The sequence below is a fragment of the Streptomyces sp. NBC_01525 genome (genome assembly GCF_045040405.1).
In the GTDB taxonomy this organism is placed as follows: domain Bacteria; phylum Actinomycetota; class Actinomycetes; order Streptomycetales; family Streptomycetaceae; genus Streptomyces; species Streptomyces benahoarensis.
In genome coordinates, this window is record NZ_CP109397.1 from 5,394,267 (window position 1) to 5,412,950 (window position 18,684).

General features: G+C 68.4%; 14 protein-coding genes. 6 read left to right on the forward strand and 8 right to left on the reverse strand.

Annotation, left to right across the window (positions count from 1 at the left end):
• The first annotated feature begins 10 nt into the window (after positions 1 to 10).
• Positions 11 to 1,105: a phosphotransferase gene (locus tag OG422_RS24075; protein WP_405745428.1), complete on the forward strand. Its 1,095-nt coding sequence runs from the start codon at positions 11 to 13 to the stop codon at positions 1,103 to 1,105.
• On the opposite strand, the gene OG422_RS24080 is transcribed toward OG422_RS24075, so the two are convergent.
• The 4 genes from OG422_RS24080 to OG422_RS24095 are packed head-to-tail and all read right to left on the reverse strand — an operon-like array spanning position 994 to position 4,153.
• Positions 994 to 2,133 (reverse strand): glycosyltransferase, encoded by a 1,140-nt coding sequence (locus OG422_RS24080; protein ID WP_405745431.1) that lies wholly within the window; start codon positions 2,131 to 2,133, stop codon positions 994 to 996. The two genes, OG422_RS24075 and OG422_RS24080, sit on opposite strands and share 112 nt — an antisense overlap.
• 7 nt (positions 2,134 to 2,140) lie before the next feature.
• Positions 2,141 to 2,755, reverse strand: coding sequence for a dTMP kinase (locus tag OG422_RS24085; protein ID WP_405745434.1), 615 nt, complete (start codon positions 2,753 to 2,755; stop codon positions 2,141 to 2,143).
• A complete protein-coding gene (locus OG422_RS24090) occupies positions 2,752 to 3,270 on the reverse strand; it encodes a hypothetical protein (RefSeq protein WP_405745437.1) in 519 nt (172 codons plus the stop codon). The genes OG422_RS24085 and OG422_RS24090 overlap by 4 nt, the downstream gene beginning before the upstream one ends.
• Positions 3,260 to 4,153: a hypothetical protein gene (locus OG422_RS24095; protein WP_405747968.1), complete on the reverse strand. Its 894-nt coding sequence runs from the start codon at positions 4,151 to 4,153 to the stop codon at positions 3,260 to 3,262. Before OG422_RS24095 ends, OG422_RS24090 begins: the two co-directional genes overlap by 11 nt.
• Before the next feature lie 262 nt (positions 4,154 to 4,415).
• Here OG422_RS24095 and OG422_RS24100 point away from each other — a divergent pair, with 262 nt between their 5' ends.
• The 4 genes from OG422_RS24100 to OG422_RS24115 all read left to right on the forward strand — a co-directional run bounded on the left by OG422_RS24100 (position 4,416) and on the right by OG422_RS24115 (position 8,735).
• Positions 4,416 to 4,745 carry a helix-turn-helix domain-containing protein gene (locus OG422_RS24100; protein ID WP_395369317.1) on the forward strand — a complete coding sequence of 110 codons (330 nt, stop codon included), beginning with the start codon at positions 4,416 to 4,418 and terminating at the stop codon, positions 4,743 to 4,745.
• Positions 4,746 to 5,030: 285 nt separating this feature from the next.
• Positions 5,031 to 5,240: a helix-turn-helix domain-containing protein gene (locus OG422_RS24105; RefSeq protein WP_405745441.1), complete on the forward strand. Its 210-nt coding sequence runs from the start codon at positions 5,031 to 5,033 to the stop codon at positions 5,238 to 5,240.
• Positions 5,241 to 5,402: 162 nt separating this feature from the next.
• A complete protein-coding gene (locus OG422_RS24110) occupies positions 5,403 to 6,389 on the forward strand; it encodes a tyrosine-type recombinase/integrase (protein WP_405745444.1) in 987 nt (328 codons plus the stop codon).
• Positions 6,390 to 6,557: 168 nt separating this feature from the next.
• Positions 6,558 to 8,735, forward strand: a complete 2,178-nt coding sequence (locus tag OG422_RS24115; RefSeq protein ID WP_405745447.1) for an AIPR family protein — start codon at positions 6,558 to 6,560, stop codon at positions 8,733 to 8,735.
• A 1,099-nt stretch (positions 8,736 to 9,834) separates the two neighbouring features.
• Here the strand turns inward: OG422_RS24115 and OG422_RS24120 are convergent.
• Positions 9,835 to 11,505 (reverse strand): TIGR04141 family sporadically distributed protein, encoded by a 1,671-nt coding sequence (locus OG422_RS24120; RefSeq protein ID WP_405745450.1) that lies wholly within the window; start codon positions 11,503 to 11,505, stop codon positions 9,835 to 9,837.
• 147 nt (positions 11,506 to 11,652) lie between these two features.
• On the opposite strand from OG422_RS24120, the gene OG422_RS24125 reads away from it, so the two are divergent.
• Positions 11,653 to 13,317 (forward strand): N-6 DNA methylase, encoded by a 1,665-nt coding sequence (locus OG422_RS24125; RefSeq protein WP_405745453.1) that lies wholly within the window; start codon positions 11,653 to 11,655, stop codon positions 13,315 to 13,317.
• Between the two features lie 74 nt (positions 13,318 to 13,391).
• On the opposite strand, the gene OG422_RS24130 is transcribed toward OG422_RS24125, so the two are convergent.
• The 3 genes from OG422_RS24130 to OG422_RS24140 are packed head-to-tail and all read right to left on the reverse strand — an operon-like array spanning position 13,392 to position 18,676.
• Positions 13,392 to 15,527 carry a UvrD-helicase domain-containing protein gene (locus OG422_RS24130; protein ID WP_405745456.1) on the reverse strand — a complete coding sequence of 712 codons (2,136 nt, stop codon included), beginning with the start codon at positions 15,525 to 15,527 and terminating at the stop codon, positions 13,392 to 13,394.
• 27 nt (positions 15,528 to 15,554) lie between these two features.
• Positions 15,555 to 16,880: an McrC family protein gene (locus tag OG422_RS24135; protein ID WP_405745459.1), complete on the reverse strand. Its 1,326-nt coding sequence runs from the start codon at positions 16,878 to 16,880 to the stop codon at positions 15,555 to 15,557.
• Entirely contained in the window at positions 16,877 to 18,676 is a 1,800-nt protein-coding gene (locus OG422_RS24140; RefSeq protein ID WP_405745462.1) for an AAA family ATPase, read from the reverse strand. The genes OG422_RS24135 and OG422_RS24140 overlap by 4 nt, the downstream gene beginning before the upstream one ends.
• Positions 18,677 to 18,684: the final 8 nt, after the last annotated feature.

An 18,684-nucleotide genomic window follows, 5' to 3' on the forward strand; every position in this document is an offset into this window, starting at 1 on the left:
TCCGCGAGGCATGCCGGGAACCTCGTGCCCGGGGGCGTCGTCCCCGAGTATCGTCCTTCACGTGACTGATGCGACCGTGACGGACCGGACTGAGATCCCCGGCAGCGTTCTCGCTGAGCTGACCAGCGTTTTCCGCCTAGGAGAGGTGCGGGAGCGCCGTTACCTCGCCGACGGACTGATGAATGCGAACTGGAAGGTGGAGACACCGGCCGGGGTGTTCGCACTCAAGCGGGTTACCGATGTGCCGCTCGACCGTCTGCGGCGCAACCTCGGGGTGCTCGCTTCGCTGGCTGATGATGGTCTTCCTGTTGCTGCTCCCGCGGTCACCGGAAGTGGCGCTCTGGTGGCCGAGGTCGGTGGCGGCGTCTGGTGCCTGTTCCCGTGGGTGCCCGGTACCCATGGCCGTGGTGTGGACCTCAGTTTGTCCCAGGCCGCCTCCCTGGGGGCGGAGCTGGGGCGCCTCCACGAGGGGCTCGGACGCGCTTGCGATCGAGGTTTGTTGCCGGCGGTGCCCGAGACGGTGACCGCCGAAGTGACGACGCCGGAGCGGGCGGTGGAGAAGTCGGAGCGGCTTTCCGCTGCGGAAGGAGACAAGGGCACTGGCAGCGCGTTCGACACGGCGGCGGCAGCCGCCCTGGAACAGCGGCGCGTGCTGATCGGCAAACACGCTGATCGCCGACCGCAGGACGAGGCCCCTGCGGGCGGTCACGGGTGGACACACGGTGATGTCCAGTACCGCAATCTCTTGTGGGAGGGCGGTGAGCTGGCCGCAGTCCTGGACTGGGACCGTGTTGGCGTCCGCCCGTATGCCGAGGAGATCGTACGGACGGCGCAGGTGCAGTTCGGCGTGGACGGGGTGTTCGACCTCGCCCGTGTGTCGGCGTTCGTGGGCGGCTATCGGTCTGTGGTGCCGCTGGAGACCTTCGCGCTGTTGGACGGTGTGCGTCGGCTGTGGTGGAAGCGGATGACGGACTTCTGGCAGCTGGAATTCCACTACGACCGCGCTGACTTCTCCTGCGATGAGCTGTTCACCGCGGACGAGGCGCTGTTGCACTGGTGGACGGGCCGGCTCTGTGAGGTCGAGGCTGCCTTCGCCGGGGGGTAGATCCCCAAGGCTTCGAGGGTGGGCAGGCGCGGGCCGGTGAACTCTGCCGCGTGCTGCCGGGCCTGCGCCCCGCGGGTGTGGTGGTCGGTCGCGTGGATGGCGTCCGCCCACGTCTGCGGGTCCGCCGTGAGGGGCAGGACTATTCCCGCGTTGCCGATGGCTTCGGGGATGCCGCCCCGGTCACTGCCGATGCTCGGTGTCGAATGCAGTGCGGCTTCGATAATCACTCGAGGGAAGGCGTCCTCTACCGTGGACGGCACCAGCAGGACCCGGTGGCTGCGGTAGAGCGGGGCCATGTCGTAGACCCTCGGAACGAAGGTCACGTTGGGGTAGGCGGCGAACTCGGCGGCGGTGTTCCACCAGCCCTCGACCAGGGTGAAGTGCTGCTCCGGCATGAGACGGATGAGCTGGTGGACGAGGGCGGAGCCCTTCGCGGGGATCGGGTTGACCATGAGCACCGAATTGGTCCGCGCCGTGCTCGGGTGCTGCTGGGGCGGTATGAACGGCGGGTGGACCACGGCGATACGGGTTCCCTCGGTCTGAGGTGCTCGTTGACGGACGAACTCGGAGACCGCCAGCCCGTAGTGCGGACCACCGGCCAGGACCCCGAGGCCGTTCTGCGAGACCGAGTGGAGGATGCCCGCGACCAGCGACGTCGGCCGGGCCTGTGCGGCGAGGTCGGCCGCGCCCTCCTGAGCAGTGAACACGACGTCGGGCCGGAATTCGGACAGCAGACTGCCGAGGACCGGCACGGTCCTGTCCTGAGGTACGGCGATGCAGTCCGCACCGTGCCACTGGTAGCGCAGCGTGTTGTGGGTTTCCTCGTATGAGATGACATGGGTGTCCAGGAACGCGCGGATCTGCGGAAGCTGCTCGGCTTGGTCCCAAGGTGCTTGGTGGGAGCCCAGATAGACGACCTGCCAGCCGGCCACGGCGAGTTCCTCGGCGAGGAGCTGCTGTGTTACCTCGGCTCCACCGATGAGAAGCGGGGGCGGCGTACGTCGCCAGGCGAAGAGGGCGGTGGGCATCGGGTAATCACCTCGTCCAGAAGGTGACGAGGGACTCCACTGCCTGCGCGATCTCCGCCGGGTTGGTGTCGGCAGGGACGGCGACCACCTCCCGCGAGATCGGCGGCTGCACACCCGAGAGGAAGTAGTCACGGGCATGGTCGAGGAACGCCGGTTCGTGGAGGAAGTGGTCCGACTCCGCCGCCGTGTGCCCGGCCCTCTTCCGTCGTAGGCCCAGCACCTCGGCCGGTACGTCGAGGTAGATGGTGTGGTCGGGGCGTAGGAACGGCAGCTCCTTGAGCCGATCACGGAGCTGGTGGTGGACGCCGTAGCCGAACAGGGCGTCGAGGGCGTGGGCATGAGCGAGGAGAGTGTCGACGGAGCGGTCGAGTATCACCACGGGCTTGGCGCTTCCGAGTGCCCTGCGGACACGGGTCACCTCGATCGCCATGAACTTCTCAAACGCGGTGAGCTGCGCGGCGGCGGATCCGGTCCGGGCCGGTGGGACGTCGTCGCGGTGGGCGATGTGCTTGACGTAGCAGTCGGAGACGAATGCCTGATCTTCGATGCCACGGATGCGCAGGTGGCTGATGGCGGTGGACTTCCCCGCGTACGACGGTCCTTCGAGGGCTATGACCTTCACAGCGACTCCGTCCGATAGAAGCGTTCCGCGTAGGTGCCGGTGCCGGCCGGGAGTTCGGCGGCCGTGGTCCAGGCGTGCCGAATCGGCCGATACATCTTCCGGGCAGGGTGCATCTGCGAGCCGTGCATCCGCAGGATGGTGACCTTGTCGAGGAGCACCTCGGTGATGTCGACCAGTTCGGACGTCAGGCGCGGGCCGTTGCGGGCGCGAAAGAGGTACCGGTCGCATCCGGCGAGGGCGTACGTGGACCAAAACGCGAGGTCTTCCCAGAACCAGCGGCACCCCAGGCGGACCGCCGCGTCATGCACGAGGAGGTGGTCCGGGTGGCGGGTGACGGCGGCCGGGGCTAGAAGGTCTGCACCAGGGTGGGCGCCGACGATGTCCCGCAGTTCGCCCGTGACCTGTTCCAGCAGGTCCTGGCTGTACAGCCGGTACGGCGGATCGAAGTCTACAGCCGCTCGGCGAGCGGGCCGAGGCGGTCCGGGGCGTGGGTGAGGGTGGTGGTCACAGGTCACCCCCGTAGGCGGCGGTGACATCGGCGGGGTTGGTCCACGACCGGTGGGCGGTGCCGGGTGTGGTCGGGGCGGCGTTCATGGCCTCGTTGACGAGGCTGGGGAGGACGCTGGGGTGCAAGCCCTTGGCCCGGTGACGCGCGAGAGCGGCGCGTACGTGGTCGGGGTCGATGCCCTCATCGAGGAGCTTCTTGATTTCGCTGCCGAGGTGTCCGAGCACGCTCTTGGGAGGTCGGTGGCTGCAGGCGGCGGTGTACTCGGCTATGAGGTCCTTCGCCGAGACGGTCTGGGGCGCGGGGGCGCTCGCGCCCCCCAACGGAGTAGATCCTAGATCCCTGTTCCTAGATCCTAGATCCGGACCGTGAGCACTCGGTGCGGGCTCCGTGAGTCCTCCCTGCGTCGGCGATGAAGGCTCATGGAATCGGTCCTGACCTGCGTGTTCGTCGCTCCCTGACTCCTCCGTGACCCCACCGTGAGTCGGTGCGGAGGGCTCGGTGAGTGATGCGTGCGTCGGCGGTGAGGGCTCATGCGGAATGCCGAGGTCGTGGTGTGGGCAGGCGGGGTGCCGTACGCCGCTGGGCCGGTTGACCTTCTGGTGCTGGGAGAAGGTGACGATGTGCAGGTACCGCTTGCCGTTGTCGCCCTGGTATCGGCAGATCAGCTCGGCGGCGTGGAGCTGGGTGAGGTCGTCCTCGACGCCCAGAGGGCCGTGTTCGGGGCGTAGGGACCACAGCAGGCCGGCGATGACGGCGGGTTGGTCGCGGAACCGGCCGTGGTCGTCGGACTGGGTAAGCAGGCCGAAGAACGTCCGCTCGGCGGAGAGGGACACCGCCGCGAGGGACTCCGAGTTGAACGCCTCGGGCTTGATGGTGCGGATACGGGCGATGTCGATCGACCACCTTCGTCGCATTCGGGGGCAAGGAATTCCGGCGAGGCCGGGGCCGGGGCGTGGACAAGACAGCCACACCAGGGGCGCGAAAGTCCAGAGTTGGTTCTGAAACTCTGTACTACTTTCCGGCCGGTCGGAAACAGTAGACCCAGATCCGCGGTTGCCGAAATCGCCTGCGAAGGCGTCGATGTGCGGGGGATCGCTCACGGCAGACAGGAAAGTGTTCCCGGCATCGGGGAACGCAAGCTACAACACATTCATGCCACCACGTTCCCTTGAAATCGGTACCGCAGGAAAGCGTGTCGCCCGGGCCATCGTGCGTGCCCGCACCGCCTGCGGCTACTCGCAGCGCCAGCTCGCAGCCCGCGTCACCGCCCTCGGCCGGCCCATGACCGTCACCGCGCTCTCCCGCGTCGAACGCATGGTCAGGCGCTGCGACATCGACGACTTCGTCGCTATCGCCACTGCACTCGGGGTCTCCCCGGACACACTCCTCGCGGGTGCTGCCAGCGACCGGAACTGGTCGGAGCGGGCGGAACATAGCCGACGATCGCCGGTTAGCCAAACCGGCGATGTTCCGCATCATTGAATATCCCGGCACAGCCACCGCGTCGGCACGTCAAATTGATCCCCATGTCGGCGAGGTGCTCTCTTTCGAGTTGTTAAATCGCTCCGATTCACCTCGCTGTCGCGCAGCATGCGCCGACGCGGCCCATGCCAGACGGATCGTGTGTGAATCCTCCTGATCAGAACGTGCGGAATTCCTGGCAGCCCTCCGGAAGTGTTGCCGGATTTCACCCTCCGCTAAGCCAAACCGATAGCCGCCCCCAAGCGGTCCACCGACTTCGCTCACCTCACCACGAAGGAATTGCCCGTGCCGTCTCGTCTGCTGTCCGTTCCCGCCGTCGCCGCCCTGCTCGATGTCGACCGTCGCACCGTCTACCGCCTCATCTCGACCGGCGACCTTCCCGTCGTCGACCTCCGTACCGGACCGGAGCGGTCCCGTGTACGGGTCCCTGCCGACGGATTGGACGCGTTCGTCAGCAGCCGCGCCGTCGCATCACCGACAGCCCGCCGCCGCTGACACCGCCATGGCCCTCGCCGCCACCGTTGAACGAGGAGGATCACCACGTACCTGCGCAAGCTCAAGTCCGGCAAGTGGCAGGCGACCGTACGCAACCGGGCGGGAGAGCGATTCAGCGAATCGTTCCCCCTCAAGTCCCAGGCCCGCGCGTGGGGTACGGACTTGGAGACTCAGTTCTCCCGGGGAGCCCTGCGCAACCCACGAGCCGGTGAGATCACTTTCCGGGAATGGCACGACCGCTGGTGGGCCGCCCGCATCGTGGAGCCGCACACGCTGCGCGGCGACGCATCCAGCCTCCAAAACCACGTCCTGCCCCACCTGGCCGACTGGGAGATGCGGGCCATCACCCGCATGGACGTCCAGAGTTGGATCCGTTCCCTGGTTGAGAAGGGCACGGGCGCCGCGGCGATCAAGAGGGCGTACAACCTGACGTCCTCCATCATGCGCGCGGCCGTGGACGACGACATCATCGCCGTGAGCCCCTGCCGCAGCGTCGACCTCCCCGCCCTCCCGGTGAAGCCGCCCCAGTGGTTCACGCTTGACCAGGCGCAGAGCATCCTCGACGCCCTCCCACCCGCGTGGAGGACCATGTGCCTGCTCGGCTTCTACACCGGTCTGCGTTGGGGCGAGCTCTCTGATCTGCACCACCACCGCATCGACCGGCGCCGCTCACGGGTGTTCGTGGTCGAGGTCAACACCAAGAGCGGCATCAAGGAGTATCCCAAGACCTCGAAAAGCCGTCGAGAAGTCCCCCTGACGCCCCACGCCCTGGAGGCAGTCGAACGCCACGTCCACCGGCTGGAGCGTGACGCGCTGGTCTTCACCACGCTCACCAAGGGCCGGGCTGGCCGCCGCCTTGATGACGGCAACTGGCGACGCCAGACCTGGTGGCCCGCCCTCGGCAACGCGTACCACTTCGACACCGATGGCGAGCTCAGCCTCGTCCCGCCATATCCGCCGTACTCCATGCGCCACACCTGCGCCTCGTGGCTCGTCCAGAAGGGGGTCTCGCTCTACGAGGTGCAGCACCTCCTCGGTCACGAGAGCTTCCAGACCACGCAGCGGTACGCACACCTGCAGCCGGATGCGCACAAGGCTGTGCTCGGTGCTTGGGAGCGTTTGGACGCTCCGCTGACCATTGCCGCATAGACGCCTTGGCCCTGTCCTTGTGGGCAGGGCCAAGGCGTCTATGTGTTCGCGAAAGTCGATCGGGCTCGATGTCCTGAAACACAGAGTGATGAGGCAACTGCTCGTGGCAGGATCTGTGTGTGGGCAGGCTGCGAACGGCACCGGTGCATGCCCTGGGGAGGACAGAGAATGGCCACCAAGCACACGGGCAGCGGCATCCAGGATGTGAGCCTGCAGGTTCGCCAGGTCAGCCAAGCTCTGAAATCTGTCTATCTGGATTCAGGACTCATCGACAGCAGTGACCTGGCGGGAAAGGCGGGTGAGGACCTAGACAAGCGCATGCTCTCACGGGCTCTCACCGCCCAAGCCGTACGCATTGTCACCGGCTTTAGCCCCCAGGATGCAGCGCTCACGGTGATCGACGGCATAGCGGACAAGGGCATCGACGCCATTGCCGTGGTGGATGGGCCGGACCCGCACGTCTATCTCGTCCAAGGAAAGTGGAGCAAGGACGGCAGGGCCAAGGGCCAGCGGGAGGCGGTCTGGGAACTGCTCACGGGACTGCGGCTCATCGACGACGAGGACTTCGCCGCGTTCAACCCGCGCGGCCGGCAGCTCGCCGAATACGCCAAAGCCGTCATGGCGAAGGGGCCGACCAAGGTTACCCAGGTCGTAGTGCTGATGCGGGCCGACGAGGTGAGCGAGGGATTCCGCCATGCCCTGGTCGATGGTGAGAAGGAGTTCAACCGGCATGGCGAGGTACTGGACCATCGGATCATCCTTGCCCCCGAGGTGTGGGCTTCCGTGCGCGAGGACTTGGCTCCCCAGCCGGTGCAGTTGAGGGCCGACCTGTTCCCGTGGTTCGCGGTGAGCGTCCCGTACGAGTCGTATCAGGGCACTGTCGGGGCCGAACAGGTCGCCCAATGGCTGGAGCACGGATCGAACCTGTTCAGCCTGACCATCCGTAACCCCCTTGGCAGAACACCGATCAACAACGAGCTCATCGGCACCCTCACTGAGGAGCCCGACAACTTCTGGTACTTCAACAACGGTGTCACCGTGCTCTGTGAGTCAGTGGATCGGACCTATCAGTCCATCCGGAACCCCCAAACACGGCCGATCACCCTGACACTGCACAACGCGAGTATCGTCAACGGAGTCCAGACCGTCCGGTCGGTGGCCGAGGCCATCGCCGCTGACGAGGACGCAGCGAACGCACAGGTGGGCGTCCGGATCATCGTGACAGGCAAGGCTGTCGAATTCGCCAAGCGGACCATTCAAGCCACCAACCGGCAGAACCGCGTGGAGCCAAGGGACTTTATCGCCCTCGATCCGGTCCAGGCCGGCATCCTTGAGGAGATGCGGGCGGAACTCGGTCTGGACTACAGCGTCCGCCGCAGCGAACTGGACCCCACGGAGGACACCGGCTGCTCGGTGGTGGAAGCTGCGTGCGCGCTGGCCTGCGCTCACCCCGACAGCCAGTACGCGGCCAGAATGGGTACCACCCTGGACGTTCTCTGGGAGCGCGGCTCGCAGGGCATCTATGACGTGCTCTTCCGACCCCAACCCAGCGTCTACCTGCTCTGGAACTCGGTGCAGATCCTCCGGGAGGTTCGCCGGAAGTTGCACGCCCTGCGTCCGGGATACGAAGGCCGGGGCGCCGCGCTCACCGAGCACGGCCTCTATCTGCTCACCCATCTGGTCTTTCGCCGCCTCGACACCGAGACCATCGACGAGCCCGACCCGAACCAAGGATGGGTGACGGCCGCCGTGGCTGATGTTCCCGGACTAGTTCAAGAGTTGCTGCCGGCCGTAGCCGAGGCGATCGACGGGCTTTACGGCGAGCGCTCGCAGATCCGGGCGGTATGTGCGGACGTCCACCGCAGCAGGGAGGTCATCGACCGTGTCATGTGCCTCCTTGTAGACTCCGAGGGCCAACCCTTGACGGACAAGTACCGTCGTGTCGCCTCACAGCGCAAGCCGCGCCGACCCAATGCCGTCCACATCCTCGTCGACAAGGGGGTGCTCGCAGAAGGCGCGCCGCTCGTCCTGGCCACCGCCTACCCGGTGGAGGCTGAGGCCCTCAAGGGCTGGCTGGCGCAGGACGACAAGCGCGGCCGGGCTACGTGGATCAACCACCGCACTAAGCCGATCCTGTGGGCTGCCGACGGGAACCAGTACTCACCGTCCAGCCTGATCACCCGCATTTGGGAACTCGCCGAATGGGAAGAGCGACCCGTGGCCAACCAGGGCACCGCCCGATGGGAGACCGAGACCGGCGACTCCCTCGCCGATCTGGCCGGGCGGGTCCTCGGTGAGCTCGCGGAGTCAGACGAGGACGAGACGACCACGACTGCACGCGACTGACCAAAGCCCGGCAGGGCGTTCATGCCGCGCCCGCCGGAAGTCGAGTGAGGAGAACCGCCCCATGCCCCGCCTTCGGCATCGCCTTCTGCGCCCAGATCGGCAAGCTCCAGGGCTCGCGGGTCGGTTGTCGGAGTCGCTATACGCGCCCGGTGACGCTCGTTTGACGCTTCGAGTGCCTGACGTCCTGCCTGGCGAGCCTCGAAAGACTGTCTGACCTGTGGTTTCTTCTAGCATCGCGATGTGGGACCTGATTTCGATGACCTCGCACGTTGAGTGCGTGGCGATTCTGGAGCCTGCCGCGAAGGCCGTCTGACCTGCGGTTTTGTTGATGTGTATTATGTGTGGTGCGGGCGTTATGGGCGATATCTTTACGCTGAAATGACGCTCCCCGAGGCATCGTGACGCTAAATTAACGCTCGTTCTGATGGGGTGCCAGGTGCTCTATTTGGCAGGCTAGGCGCCGTCGAGGTGGCCGGTATCGACGGGGCGCTGCAGGTAGGCGACGCTGAGCGTTCGGGACGCTGATTCCGACTGGTCAGGCGTCCCCCACGGGGGCAACTGATCTGTTTTGCAGACGTCTGAGCTATTAGCGGTGACCGAGGCAAGGGTGGATCGTTGCGTGCTTCGTGAGTTTTCGACGCGCGTATCGCAGTGACGTCTCGGATACCCACGGACGTTGATCGAGCCTATGTTCGCGGCCTGTCGAGCCGCCCGGACCGGCCTGGGAACGAGACGCCTGTTCGACGAGCCCGCAGTCTCGCATCCCAGCGTAACGAAGGTCTGGGCCGACAGCGGCACCAGCACAGCGTCTTCCAGCACGGAGTCGCCCGAGGATTCGACGTCGAGGTCGTGAAACGACCCGCCACCAAAGGACGGGGCGCATTCCTGTATGCGCTGGCCAGCCCGGGACCCCCAAGGGGAATTCCGGTCAAGGCGCTCAGAGGGCAATCGCCGTGCAGTCCTCACCGCCGACGTCACAGCCCTGTTCTCGGAGGGCTCCAGACGATTCGTGCCCCGGGTGAGCCCGACGAGCAGGTTTTCGGCACGCAGCACACGCCTGCCTCGGCGAGCGTCGATGGACCGTTGGTGCGGGGTGCCGTTACGCCGCGGTGGTCCGAGCGATCTCGGCTGCCGTCGGCACGGGAACGACCTCGATACTTACCCCGCGTGTGGTGAGCTCCCTTGCTGTCTGGTGGAGCGTGATTTGGGAGAAGGCGAAAAGCGAGTCGGGCGTGAAGGTGGCTCCGGACTTGTGCCGGACCGCAAGGCCCAGCCGACGAGGTGTGAAGTCCTCGGCCAGCCTGATTCTCCTGTCGCTGTCCCGTGCGACCCGGCGGACGAACTGGCAGCGCGCCTCAGGTGAGTTGACGAGGAGTTCGACGGCGACCTGTGCTTGCCCGAGGAGGTGGCTGAAGGAGCCGGAGGAGCCGGATTGCTTGACCAGGATAAGGGTACCGTCCGTAGTCAGCAGGTCGCAGATTTCGACCCGGTCGGTGCGCTTGAGGGGGTTATTGATGAACTCGCCGCCGAGGAACAGCCATTCGGGCCGGGCCTTTGAGACCGCTCGGTTGTAGGCGCGTTCGTTCGCGCCTTCGGGCCAGTACGGCAGGCCGTACGCGGCGGCATCGGTGAACAACTGTCGCAGGTTGTCTCGGACGGAGTCGATGTAGCAGGCGCCGAGCTCGTACCAGTCGCCGTCCAGAAGGCAGTACGTCCGTGGACCGAGGGAGACATCGGCCTGGATCCAGTCCAGGGCGTGGGTGGTTGCCAGCGGGACGGAGGATCTGGGCGACGGGTCGCGGTGGAGGGTCACCGTGCCGTCGCGCAGGGCGGCGATACGGGTGCCGGGGCGGTGGATCCTGGCCCGGGTGAGGACGTACTCAAGGTCGAAGTCGTCGCAGAGGTAGGCCTCGGTGCTGCCGATGCAGGTCCGGTATGCGGTGGCCTCGGCGTACGTCTCGTGCAGGTCGAGGGGTACGGAGGACGAGATCCGTCCGTCGGCGGGGGCGCCGAGCAGACGGTCGAGGGCGGCTTCGAGTGCGGCGCGGGTGACGGTGTCGGTGACCGGGACGATGTGGTCGACGAATTCCAGCTCGGGGTGCGGGATGTCGTCCTGGCAGACCCGGGTGATCGTGCGCAGGTCCTCGACCAGGTCGGCCGGCTCGATGCCGAGCGGGAGCCGCAGGCCGACACCGCCTTGGGCGGTGCAGGCCCGGCCGTTGGCGTGGCGGCTTCGGGTGAGCGGGACGTCGTCGAGGTGGCCGCCGAGGTGGCGGACCACCCGTGCCTGGTCGCGGATGCCGAGTGCGGGGACCGAGGTGCCGGCGGCTACCAGGGAGATGTCGGTGCGCGGCCGGCCGAGCGCTTTGGTGACGGCGCCGCTGATGTGCCGGGGGTCGATCATGCGGATGGCGAAGCAGAGGCCGAACCGCTTGTCCTTGAGGGCATCGGGAACCAGGCGGTAGCCGTTGCCGCAGGTCACGGCGTAGACCTGGCCGTCGACGGCGAGGAGCAGCAGGGCTCCGGTGCGGCGGACGGGTTCGAAGACTGTGATTCCGGTGGTATGGGCGTTGGGGGCGCACCAGGTGTCGGCGGCCTCCTCCTTGCCGTAGGTGAGGTAGATCGCGGGCACGCCGAGGACCACGGGGTGGTGCAGTTCGGCTCCCAGCCGGTCGAGCTGTTCGTGGTCGAGGGCCTCGAACATCGCCTCGGGGGTCGGGGAGACGGTGGGGAGTCGATAGACGGTGCGGACTGCGGTGTGGGTGGCCATGGGAAGTTCTCCGAGCGTCTGCGGGGGCGGTGCAAGAAGGCTGACGAAGTCTCACCTGTATACGCAGAACGATGACAAGAATCTGTGTACGTTGTCAACGTGATATTGATGTTCTCATGGTCGTGCCACTGCGTGTACGGTGGCCGCATGTCGGACCAAGCTGCCCCCGCCACCGGCCCCCTCGTCACCGGATCAGAGATCGCGAGGCTGGCCGGCGTCACCCGCGCCGCCGTGTCCAACTGGCGGCGCCGCTACGAGGACTTTCCCGCGCCCTCGGGAGGTGGGGCGAGCAGCCCCCTGTTCGCGCTGGCCGAAGTCCAGGCGTGGCTGGAGAAGCAGCGGAAGGGGCAGGAGGTCTCGGTCGAGGTCCAGGTCTGGCAGGAGCTGCGGGCCGCCTATGGAGAGGACATGATCGCCGGACTCGCCGATGTGGCCGAGCTGCTCTCCGAAGCGCACGGTCGACGGCTGCCGGGGTTGCGCCTGCCGCGAGAAGCCGTGACGCGCGTCCGTTCACTCGCCGAAACCGAGCGGCCCGTTGACGTCGTGAACGCACTGGCCGAACGGTTCGCCGACGCCGTACGGCGCGCCGGGTCGGATCAGGTGACGTCCCCCCGCCTGGCCCTCGCCGTACGACACTTCGCGCCGCCGCTGCCGCCCGGGGCGACGGTCTTCGATCCTGCCTGCGGCATCGGTCTGTTGCTCTTCTCCGTCGCCGGGCAGACCGGGGCGCTCTGCCGCGGGCAGGAGGCCGATGCCGACTCCGCGCGGCTCGCCAGGCTCCGTGCCGCCCTGTCCTCGATGCCCGACACCCGGATCGAGACGGGCGACTCGCTCCGCGACGACCGATGGCCCGACCTCCGGGCCGAACTCGTGGTCTGTGATCCTCCGGTGGGCGTCACCGGATGGGGCCGCGAGGAACTCCTTCTCGATCCACGCTGGGAACTCGGCACCCCGTCCAAGGCGGAGGGCGAACTCGCCTGGCTGCAGCACGCCTACGCACACACCGCGCCGGGCGGGCACGTTGTGATCGTGCTGCCCGCCTCGGTCGCCTACCGCAAGGCCGGGCGAAGGATCAGGGCCGAGCTGGTCCGCAGGGGCATCCTCACCCAGGTTGTCGCCCTGCCGCCGGGCACGGCCTCCTCGCACGCCCTCCCCGTTCACCTCTGGACTCTGCGTCGTCCCGGGCCGGCCGACGTCCCCCCGTCCACGGTGCGGGTGGTGGACCTCACCGCCAACGATCCCGACGGCAGCCTCGCCCCCCGCCCCGAGCAGATCGTGGACGTCCCTTCGATCAGTCTCCTCGACGACATGGTCGACCTCACCCCGGGCAGCCACCTCCAGGCCGTGCACCGCGACTACTCCGGCGAGTTCACGGCCCTCCGTGGCGATCTGGAGGAGCAGCTGCATCGGCTGGCCGCACTGCTGCCTCAGCTACGGCCCGGTACGGGGGCAGGCTCGCTCGACGGTGCCACGGCGGGCGTCGCCGAACTCCTCCGGGCAGGCCTCGTGACCTACGAAGGCCCGGAGCCGGTCTCAGCCAGCGACCAGCTCGACACCGATTACCTCCAGGGCTTCCTGCGCAGCCCGGCCAACACCCGCCGTGCCACCAGTGCCTCCGGCACCTACCGGCTGGAGGCCAAGGGCGCCAGGATTCCGCAGCTGGCCATCGAGGAACAGCGCCGCTACGGTGCGGCCTTCCGGCAGCTCACCGAATTCGAGGCGACGATGCGGGCCGTGTCCGAGCTCAGTCGCCGGCTCGCCGAGCTGGCCCGCGACGGACTCGCCACCGGCGCTCTGGCCCCGGAGGACTGAGGACATCCGGCGGGGCGGCTCTGGGAGGCGGAGCCGCCGCAGCGCCGGGGCCCCGCAGCCCCGGAGCCACCCGTTCACACCTGGGTCGGCAGGAACTCGCTCGGTCTTCCGGTCCAGGTCACGCTCAGTGCCTCGCGCGCCCTGGTGCAGGCGACGAAGAGCAGGCAGCGCTCGCGCAGGAGGTCGGCTTCGTGCTGCGGTGCGTCCGTCTCCAGCGGGGTGATCTCGCGGGCGAAGGGCACCGTTCCCTTCGTGACCCCGAGCACGGAGACCGCCCTGAACTCCAGCCCCTTCATGGCGTGCATCGTGGCCAGCCGGACCCCTGGCGTCTCCGCGGCGACCTGCCCCTTCACTCGCACCACCGGGATCCCGGCGTCCTTCAGCCGGGACTCCGCCGCGTCCAGTGCCAGGTTGAACCGGGCGCACACCCCGATCTCGTGAGGTGCGAGCCCTTCACCGATCCAGGCCCGCACCCGGTCCACGAGGGCGGCGTACTCCTCCGGCTGGGTGGCGTACCCGGCGGCCTCGGGTCGGCGGCCGCGCAGCAGCGAGCGGTAGCCGGCCAGGGAGTCGGTTCCGTCGCCTTCCAGGGCGTCCACGCTGACCGGTGCGAGCAGCCGCGCCGACCAGACAAGGATCTCCTCGGTGGAGCGGTAGTTGAGACGCAGCCGGAAGCTGCGGCCGGCGGTGGCGATCCCCAGCGAGCCGAGTGACACCCGGGAGTCGTAGATCCGCTGGTGCGGGTCGCCGGTGAGGAACAGATCGTCGGGTCCGGGGGTGACGGCGGCCCGGAGCACCCGCCACTGCGCGGGGTGCAGGTCCTGTGCCTCATCCACCACGACGTGGTCGTACGGGGCCGGGCCGGCGGCGAGCAGATCGGCCGCCCGGGCACAGACCCGCAGGTGGGTGGTGGCACCGCGCTCCAGCAGCAGCTTCTCGAACCACTCGACGCCGTTCCACACGAGCCCGCGCCTGGCCGCTCCGAGGCCGGTGCCGCGTCCGCGCCGGCTCGCCGCGAGATAGCCGTCCAGATCACGGATGTCCTGGCCGAGCACCACGTGACGGTACTCCTGCGCCAGGAAGCGGGCCTGGAACGGCAGATCCAGCTGCTTGACCGCCTTCTCCCAGAGCTGCCGTTGGTCGCGGTCGCCCACCGGCTTCGGGGTGACGCCGGTGTGCTGCCGCACCACGCCGTTGGCATAGGCGTCGACGGTCGTGACATCGACCCGGGAGAGGAGGAGTTCGTCGCCTTGGAGGAGAAGACCGAGCATGTCGCGCAGTCCGGCGGCCAGCGCGTTGGTGTACGTCGTCAGCAGGATCCGGCTGTCCGGCGACCGTCCCAGCAGGTGCCGGACCCGGTGCAGCGCGGCCACGGTCTTCCCTGTTCCCGGGCCGCCGGTGACCTGCACCGGACCGCCGTACGAGGTGCGGTGGGCGACCCGCCGCTGGGAGGGGTGCAGGAAGACCCGCCAGGCCGCGAACGGTTTCGCCAGGATCTCCTCCAGCTCCTGCGGGCCGGTGACGAGACGGATCCGGGCGGTGGTGTTGCTGATGACGGTGGCCAGGTCCTCGTCCGGCTCGGGCGGCGCGTCCACCGGGCGGCGCACGGCCACCACGTCCCGGTAGACCTCCTCCGGTGAGAATCCTTCCGCGAGGTACTGGAGGACCTCCAGCTGGTCCTCGGGCAGCAGCGTAGCGAACGCCTCCAGCTGCGCCTTGTCCGCCATCGAGCGCGCTGCACGCAACACCTGGGCGTCGATGCCCAGTTCGCGCAGGACTCCGTCGGAGACGCCGGAGAACAGCAGCTTCGGCGCCTTGCGGGAGGCCGTCTCGTACAGCGGTGTCAGCTCGTCCAGTGCGACCGCGTCGCGTACCTCCAGGCCGCGGGTGGCGCTGTTCGTGCTGTACAGGCGTTTCGCCGCCCAGGTGTACGCGTCGTCGTGCGGCAGCACATGGACGAGGAGGAAGAGATCGCTGCCGTCGTCCGGCGAGAGGACCACGCCGCGCCAGAAGTCGGTGATCCGTATGGTGCGCATCCGCTGGTCACGGGCGTTCTCCACGGACTCCAGATGCAGACCTTTGTCAGCGTTGAGCTCGGCCACGGTCAGGGCCTGGAACTTCGTCATGGCCTTGCGGACGCCGGCTCTGACCGGCTTCTCCAGGGTGTCGAATCCGTCCCAGAAGCTCTGGGCGAAGGCGAGTCGGGGCATGGGCCGTGGGCCCCCTTTCCGTGGGTGTCAGGCGGTGGGCCCGGCCAGGCGGGCGGCGAGCTCCCGGAAGGTCCGCAGCAGCGCCGCGGGTTCCGAGGTGAGGTCGAGGCTGTGCTGGAACAACCGCAGACCGCCGGTGCCGCGGACCTCGGTCGTCCGCTCGGGCAGGCGGCCCGCCGCGTACACCAGATGCGCCTCGCGCAGGCCGAGCACGGTGGCGTAGGCGAGCGCCTGGTACAGGTCGGCGTTCGGGTAGCCGTGGGCCCGGTGGGACTTCTCGGTCTTGTACTTGGCGTCGACGACGGCGACAGGTGTACGGCCGTCCACGCCGTACACCACCAGATCTGGCTTCATCCGGACCTGGCCGCCCGGGTCGAGAGCGTGTACGTCCTGCAGCCGCGCCGTCAGGCCGTACTCCCGGAGGGCCTCGCGCAGTGCGACCGTCACGAAGTCCTCGAAGAGCTGGTGCATGTCGAGCAGGAAGCCGTCCAGGGCGAGCGGGCCGGTCCGGTGCTCCGGCGAGGTGGAGCGCAGTACGGCCTCGGCGAGCCGCAGGGCGGGCTGGTAGCGGGAGTTGAGACGGGATGGCTGCCAGTGCGGCAGGTCCTGGCCGCGGACCAGGGGACCGGCGTCCGCGAGGCGGATTCGCTGGTGGGCGAGACGGCGCCGCACCGGCCCAGGAACGGACGGCAGCCGCAGTAGCCGTTCCACCGCGGCGCGCAGGATGCGGTTCTCGGCGGTGTCGGCGGTGTACGCGTCGTAGACGATCTCGGCGGGCGGCATGCGGCCGAAGTGGAGCCGGATCTGCTCGGCCTCCCGCAGTCGGCCTCGTACCACCAGCGCGGACTCCGCCACCTCCCGGTAGCCCTGGAGGACCCCCTGCCGCAGCGCGCCGTCGATCTGCCGTTCCACCGCGTACGCGAGCGCGGGTACCACCTCGTCGTGCGCACCGGTGCTGACCGTGCCCTCACGGCTGTCGCGCCAGGCGCCAGCCGGGTCGAGGCTGAAGCCGAGCAGGAAGAACAGCCGCCCCACCGGTGTCTTGGGCGCGATCCGCAGGACCGTCCCGCCCGGCAGCCGGACCGCGCCGACCTGGTGGCCGGCCCGCAGTCTCCAGTGTCCGGGCCGCTCGGGGTCCGGCGCGGCGGCGTCGAGGAATCGCGCCGCGACGAGGGCCCGCCCGGTGGCCGCGTCCAGCGGTACGGACAAGGCGGCGCCGTACTCCCGCAGCGTGATCTCGCCCGGGATGTAACTGCATGCTGGGCCCGCGTCGTCTGCCGCGTTGCCGTCGGTGGTCGCGGCCGGGATGTCACTGTGCGCCAGGGCGGCGCCGCCCGCCGCGTTCCCGCTCATGACCGCCGGGTCCGCTCGCGCAGCGCGTCCAGGCCGTAGCGGGCGGCGATGTCGATGCCCTCGCCGTAGTGGTACTCCTCAAGGAGGGGGAGGATCTTGGTGCGCCAGGTCCGGTCGAGGCCGCCCTCGCGGTATAGGCCGGGCTTCATCAGGTAGGACGGGCCGATGGCGAAGTCGGGGTCGTCGATCGCCGTGTTGAGGGCGTCGAGCAGGCGGGCAGGTTCGGGGTCCTTGCCCTCGTGCTTCAGCCAGCGGGTGAGGAGGCCGGCAGTGGGCTCCACGCGGGGGGAGAGCTCCACGAAGGCGAAACGGCGCCGCATCGCCGCGTCCACCAGCGCGATCGACCGGTCCGCGGTGTTCATGGTGCCGATCACGTACAGGTTCGGCGGCAGCCCGAAGTCGTCCCCGGAGTAGGTCAGGCGCACCGAGCTCTTGCGGTACTCCAGGAGGAAGTACAGCTCGCCGAAGACCTTCGCCAGATTAGCCCGGTTGATCTCGTCGATGATCAGAAAGTGCGGTACATGCCGGTTGCCCTCCCGCGAGGCGGTGTCGGCGAGCTCCCGCAGCGGTCCCGCCGTCAGCCGGAAAGCGACCTCCCGTGTCTCGGGGTCCTCGACCGGCCGGAAACCCTCGAAGAAGTCCTCGTACGCGTACGACGGATGAAACTGGACGATCTTGACTTGCTCAGGGCCGCCGCCGAAGTACTCGGCCAGCTTCAGCGCCAGATACGTCTTTCCGGTGCCGGGCGGCCCGTAGAGGACCATCTGCCGCTCGTCGAGAAGGAGTTCACGCAGCTCGTCGAGGAAGGAGCGGTCGTGGACGAGGAGCTTCCGGGCGAACTCGTCGGTGACCTCGGGGAAGGTCAGGACACGCTGCTCGGAGGATTCCAGGGCCTCCCCGGCCTGCTCCGGCGCTGTCCCCGGGCCGCCGGTGAGCGCGGTGAGCTGTTCCAGGACGGGGGTCAGGTCGACCACGTCGTGCTGGGCGGAGAGCTTCTGCTGCACCTCCTCCGGCAGCTCCTCGTACGGATGGGCGGTCTCTTGCCAGGCCACCGGGCGCCGGAGGTTGGAGAGCCCGCCGGGGGAGCCTGACTGCACCAGGTCGCCGGTGATCCGCCCGAGGTGGAGCAGGCCGTCGCTGAGGGTGGCGACGGTGTCGCCAATCCGCATCTGGGTGAAGAAGGCGTGCAGTTCGTCGACGAGACCGCGCTTCTGGTGGTACGTCGCCGAGCCCTCGTAGCCCTCCTCGACGAAGCGGCGCAGCACGCTCTTGGTCGGGTCGGGCTCGTCCACCTGCGGCAGGTGGGGTGCGTCGAGCGAGACGAAGCCCTCCTTCAGCCAGAGCCGGCGGACCAGGTTGTGGCCGGAGACGTTGTTCCCCCGCACCAGCCAGGCCTTCTGCGGGGCCCGCCAACTCTGCGGCAGGAAGTCGCCCAGGCGGTGCCCGTCCTCGGCGCTGCGCCAGGTGCCGGGGCCGGTGGCTCCGTAGCCGAGGACTAGGGAGGCCGCGGCGGACGGCGAGTTGCACACGATGTCGCGGGACGCGGTCCAGGCGCCGGGGCGGGGACCGTCGGCCAGCGTTCCGTTCTCCCGCAGTCCGGAACGGAGCCGGCGAGCGAAGTCGCTCAGCCCCGGCCAGTCCTCCGCCGACACCGCCGAACCCGCGGTCACCAGGAACTTGTGCGAGCCGTTGTCGCCGGGCTCGGCGAGCAGGAGGCCGCGAGCCTCACCGGCGTCCTTGGGCAGGGCGATCCGGAAGTCCGGGAAGCCGGGAAGACGGTCGGGGAGCTGCGGCATGGGGACCT

Bases quoted from the DNA above. Each gene is read 5' to 3' on its own strand.
- OG422_RS24115 (WP_405745447.1), top strand. From the start codon at position 6,558: ATGGCCACCAAGCACACGGGCAGCGGCATCCAGGATGTGAGCCTGCAG.
- OG422_RS24130 (WP_405745456.1), bottom strand. From the start codon at position 15,527: ATGCCCCGACTCGCCTTCGCCCAGAGCTTCTGGGACGGATTCGACACC.
- OG422_RS24080 (WP_405745431.1), bottom strand. From the start codon at position 2,133: ATGCCCACCGCCCTCTTCGCCTGGCGACGTACGCCGCCCCCGCTTCTC.
- OG422_RS24135 (WP_405745459.1), bottom strand. From the start codon at position 16,880: ATGAGCGGGAACGCGGCGGGCGGCGCCGCCCTGGCGCACAGTGACATC.
- OG422_RS24120 (WP_405745450.1), bottom strand. From the start codon at position 11,505: ATGGCCACCCACACCGCAGTCCGCACCGTCTATCGACTCCCCACCGTC.
- OG422_RS24125 (WP_405745453.1), top strand. From the start codon at position 11,653: ATGTCGGACCAAGCTGCCCCCGCCACCGGCCCCCTCGTCACCGGATCA.
- OG422_RS24075 (WP_405745428.1), top strand. From the start codon at position 11: ATGCCGGGAACCTCGTGCCCGGGGGCGTCGTCCCCGAGTATCGTCCTT.
- OG422_RS24140 (WP_405745462.1), bottom strand. From the start codon at position 18,676: ATGCCGCAGCTCCCCGACCGTCTTCCCGGCTTCCCGGACTTCCGGATC.
- OG422_RS24100 (WP_395369317.1), top strand. From the start codon at position 4,416: ATGCCACCACGTTCCCTTGAAATCGGTACCGCAGGAAAGCGTGTCGCC.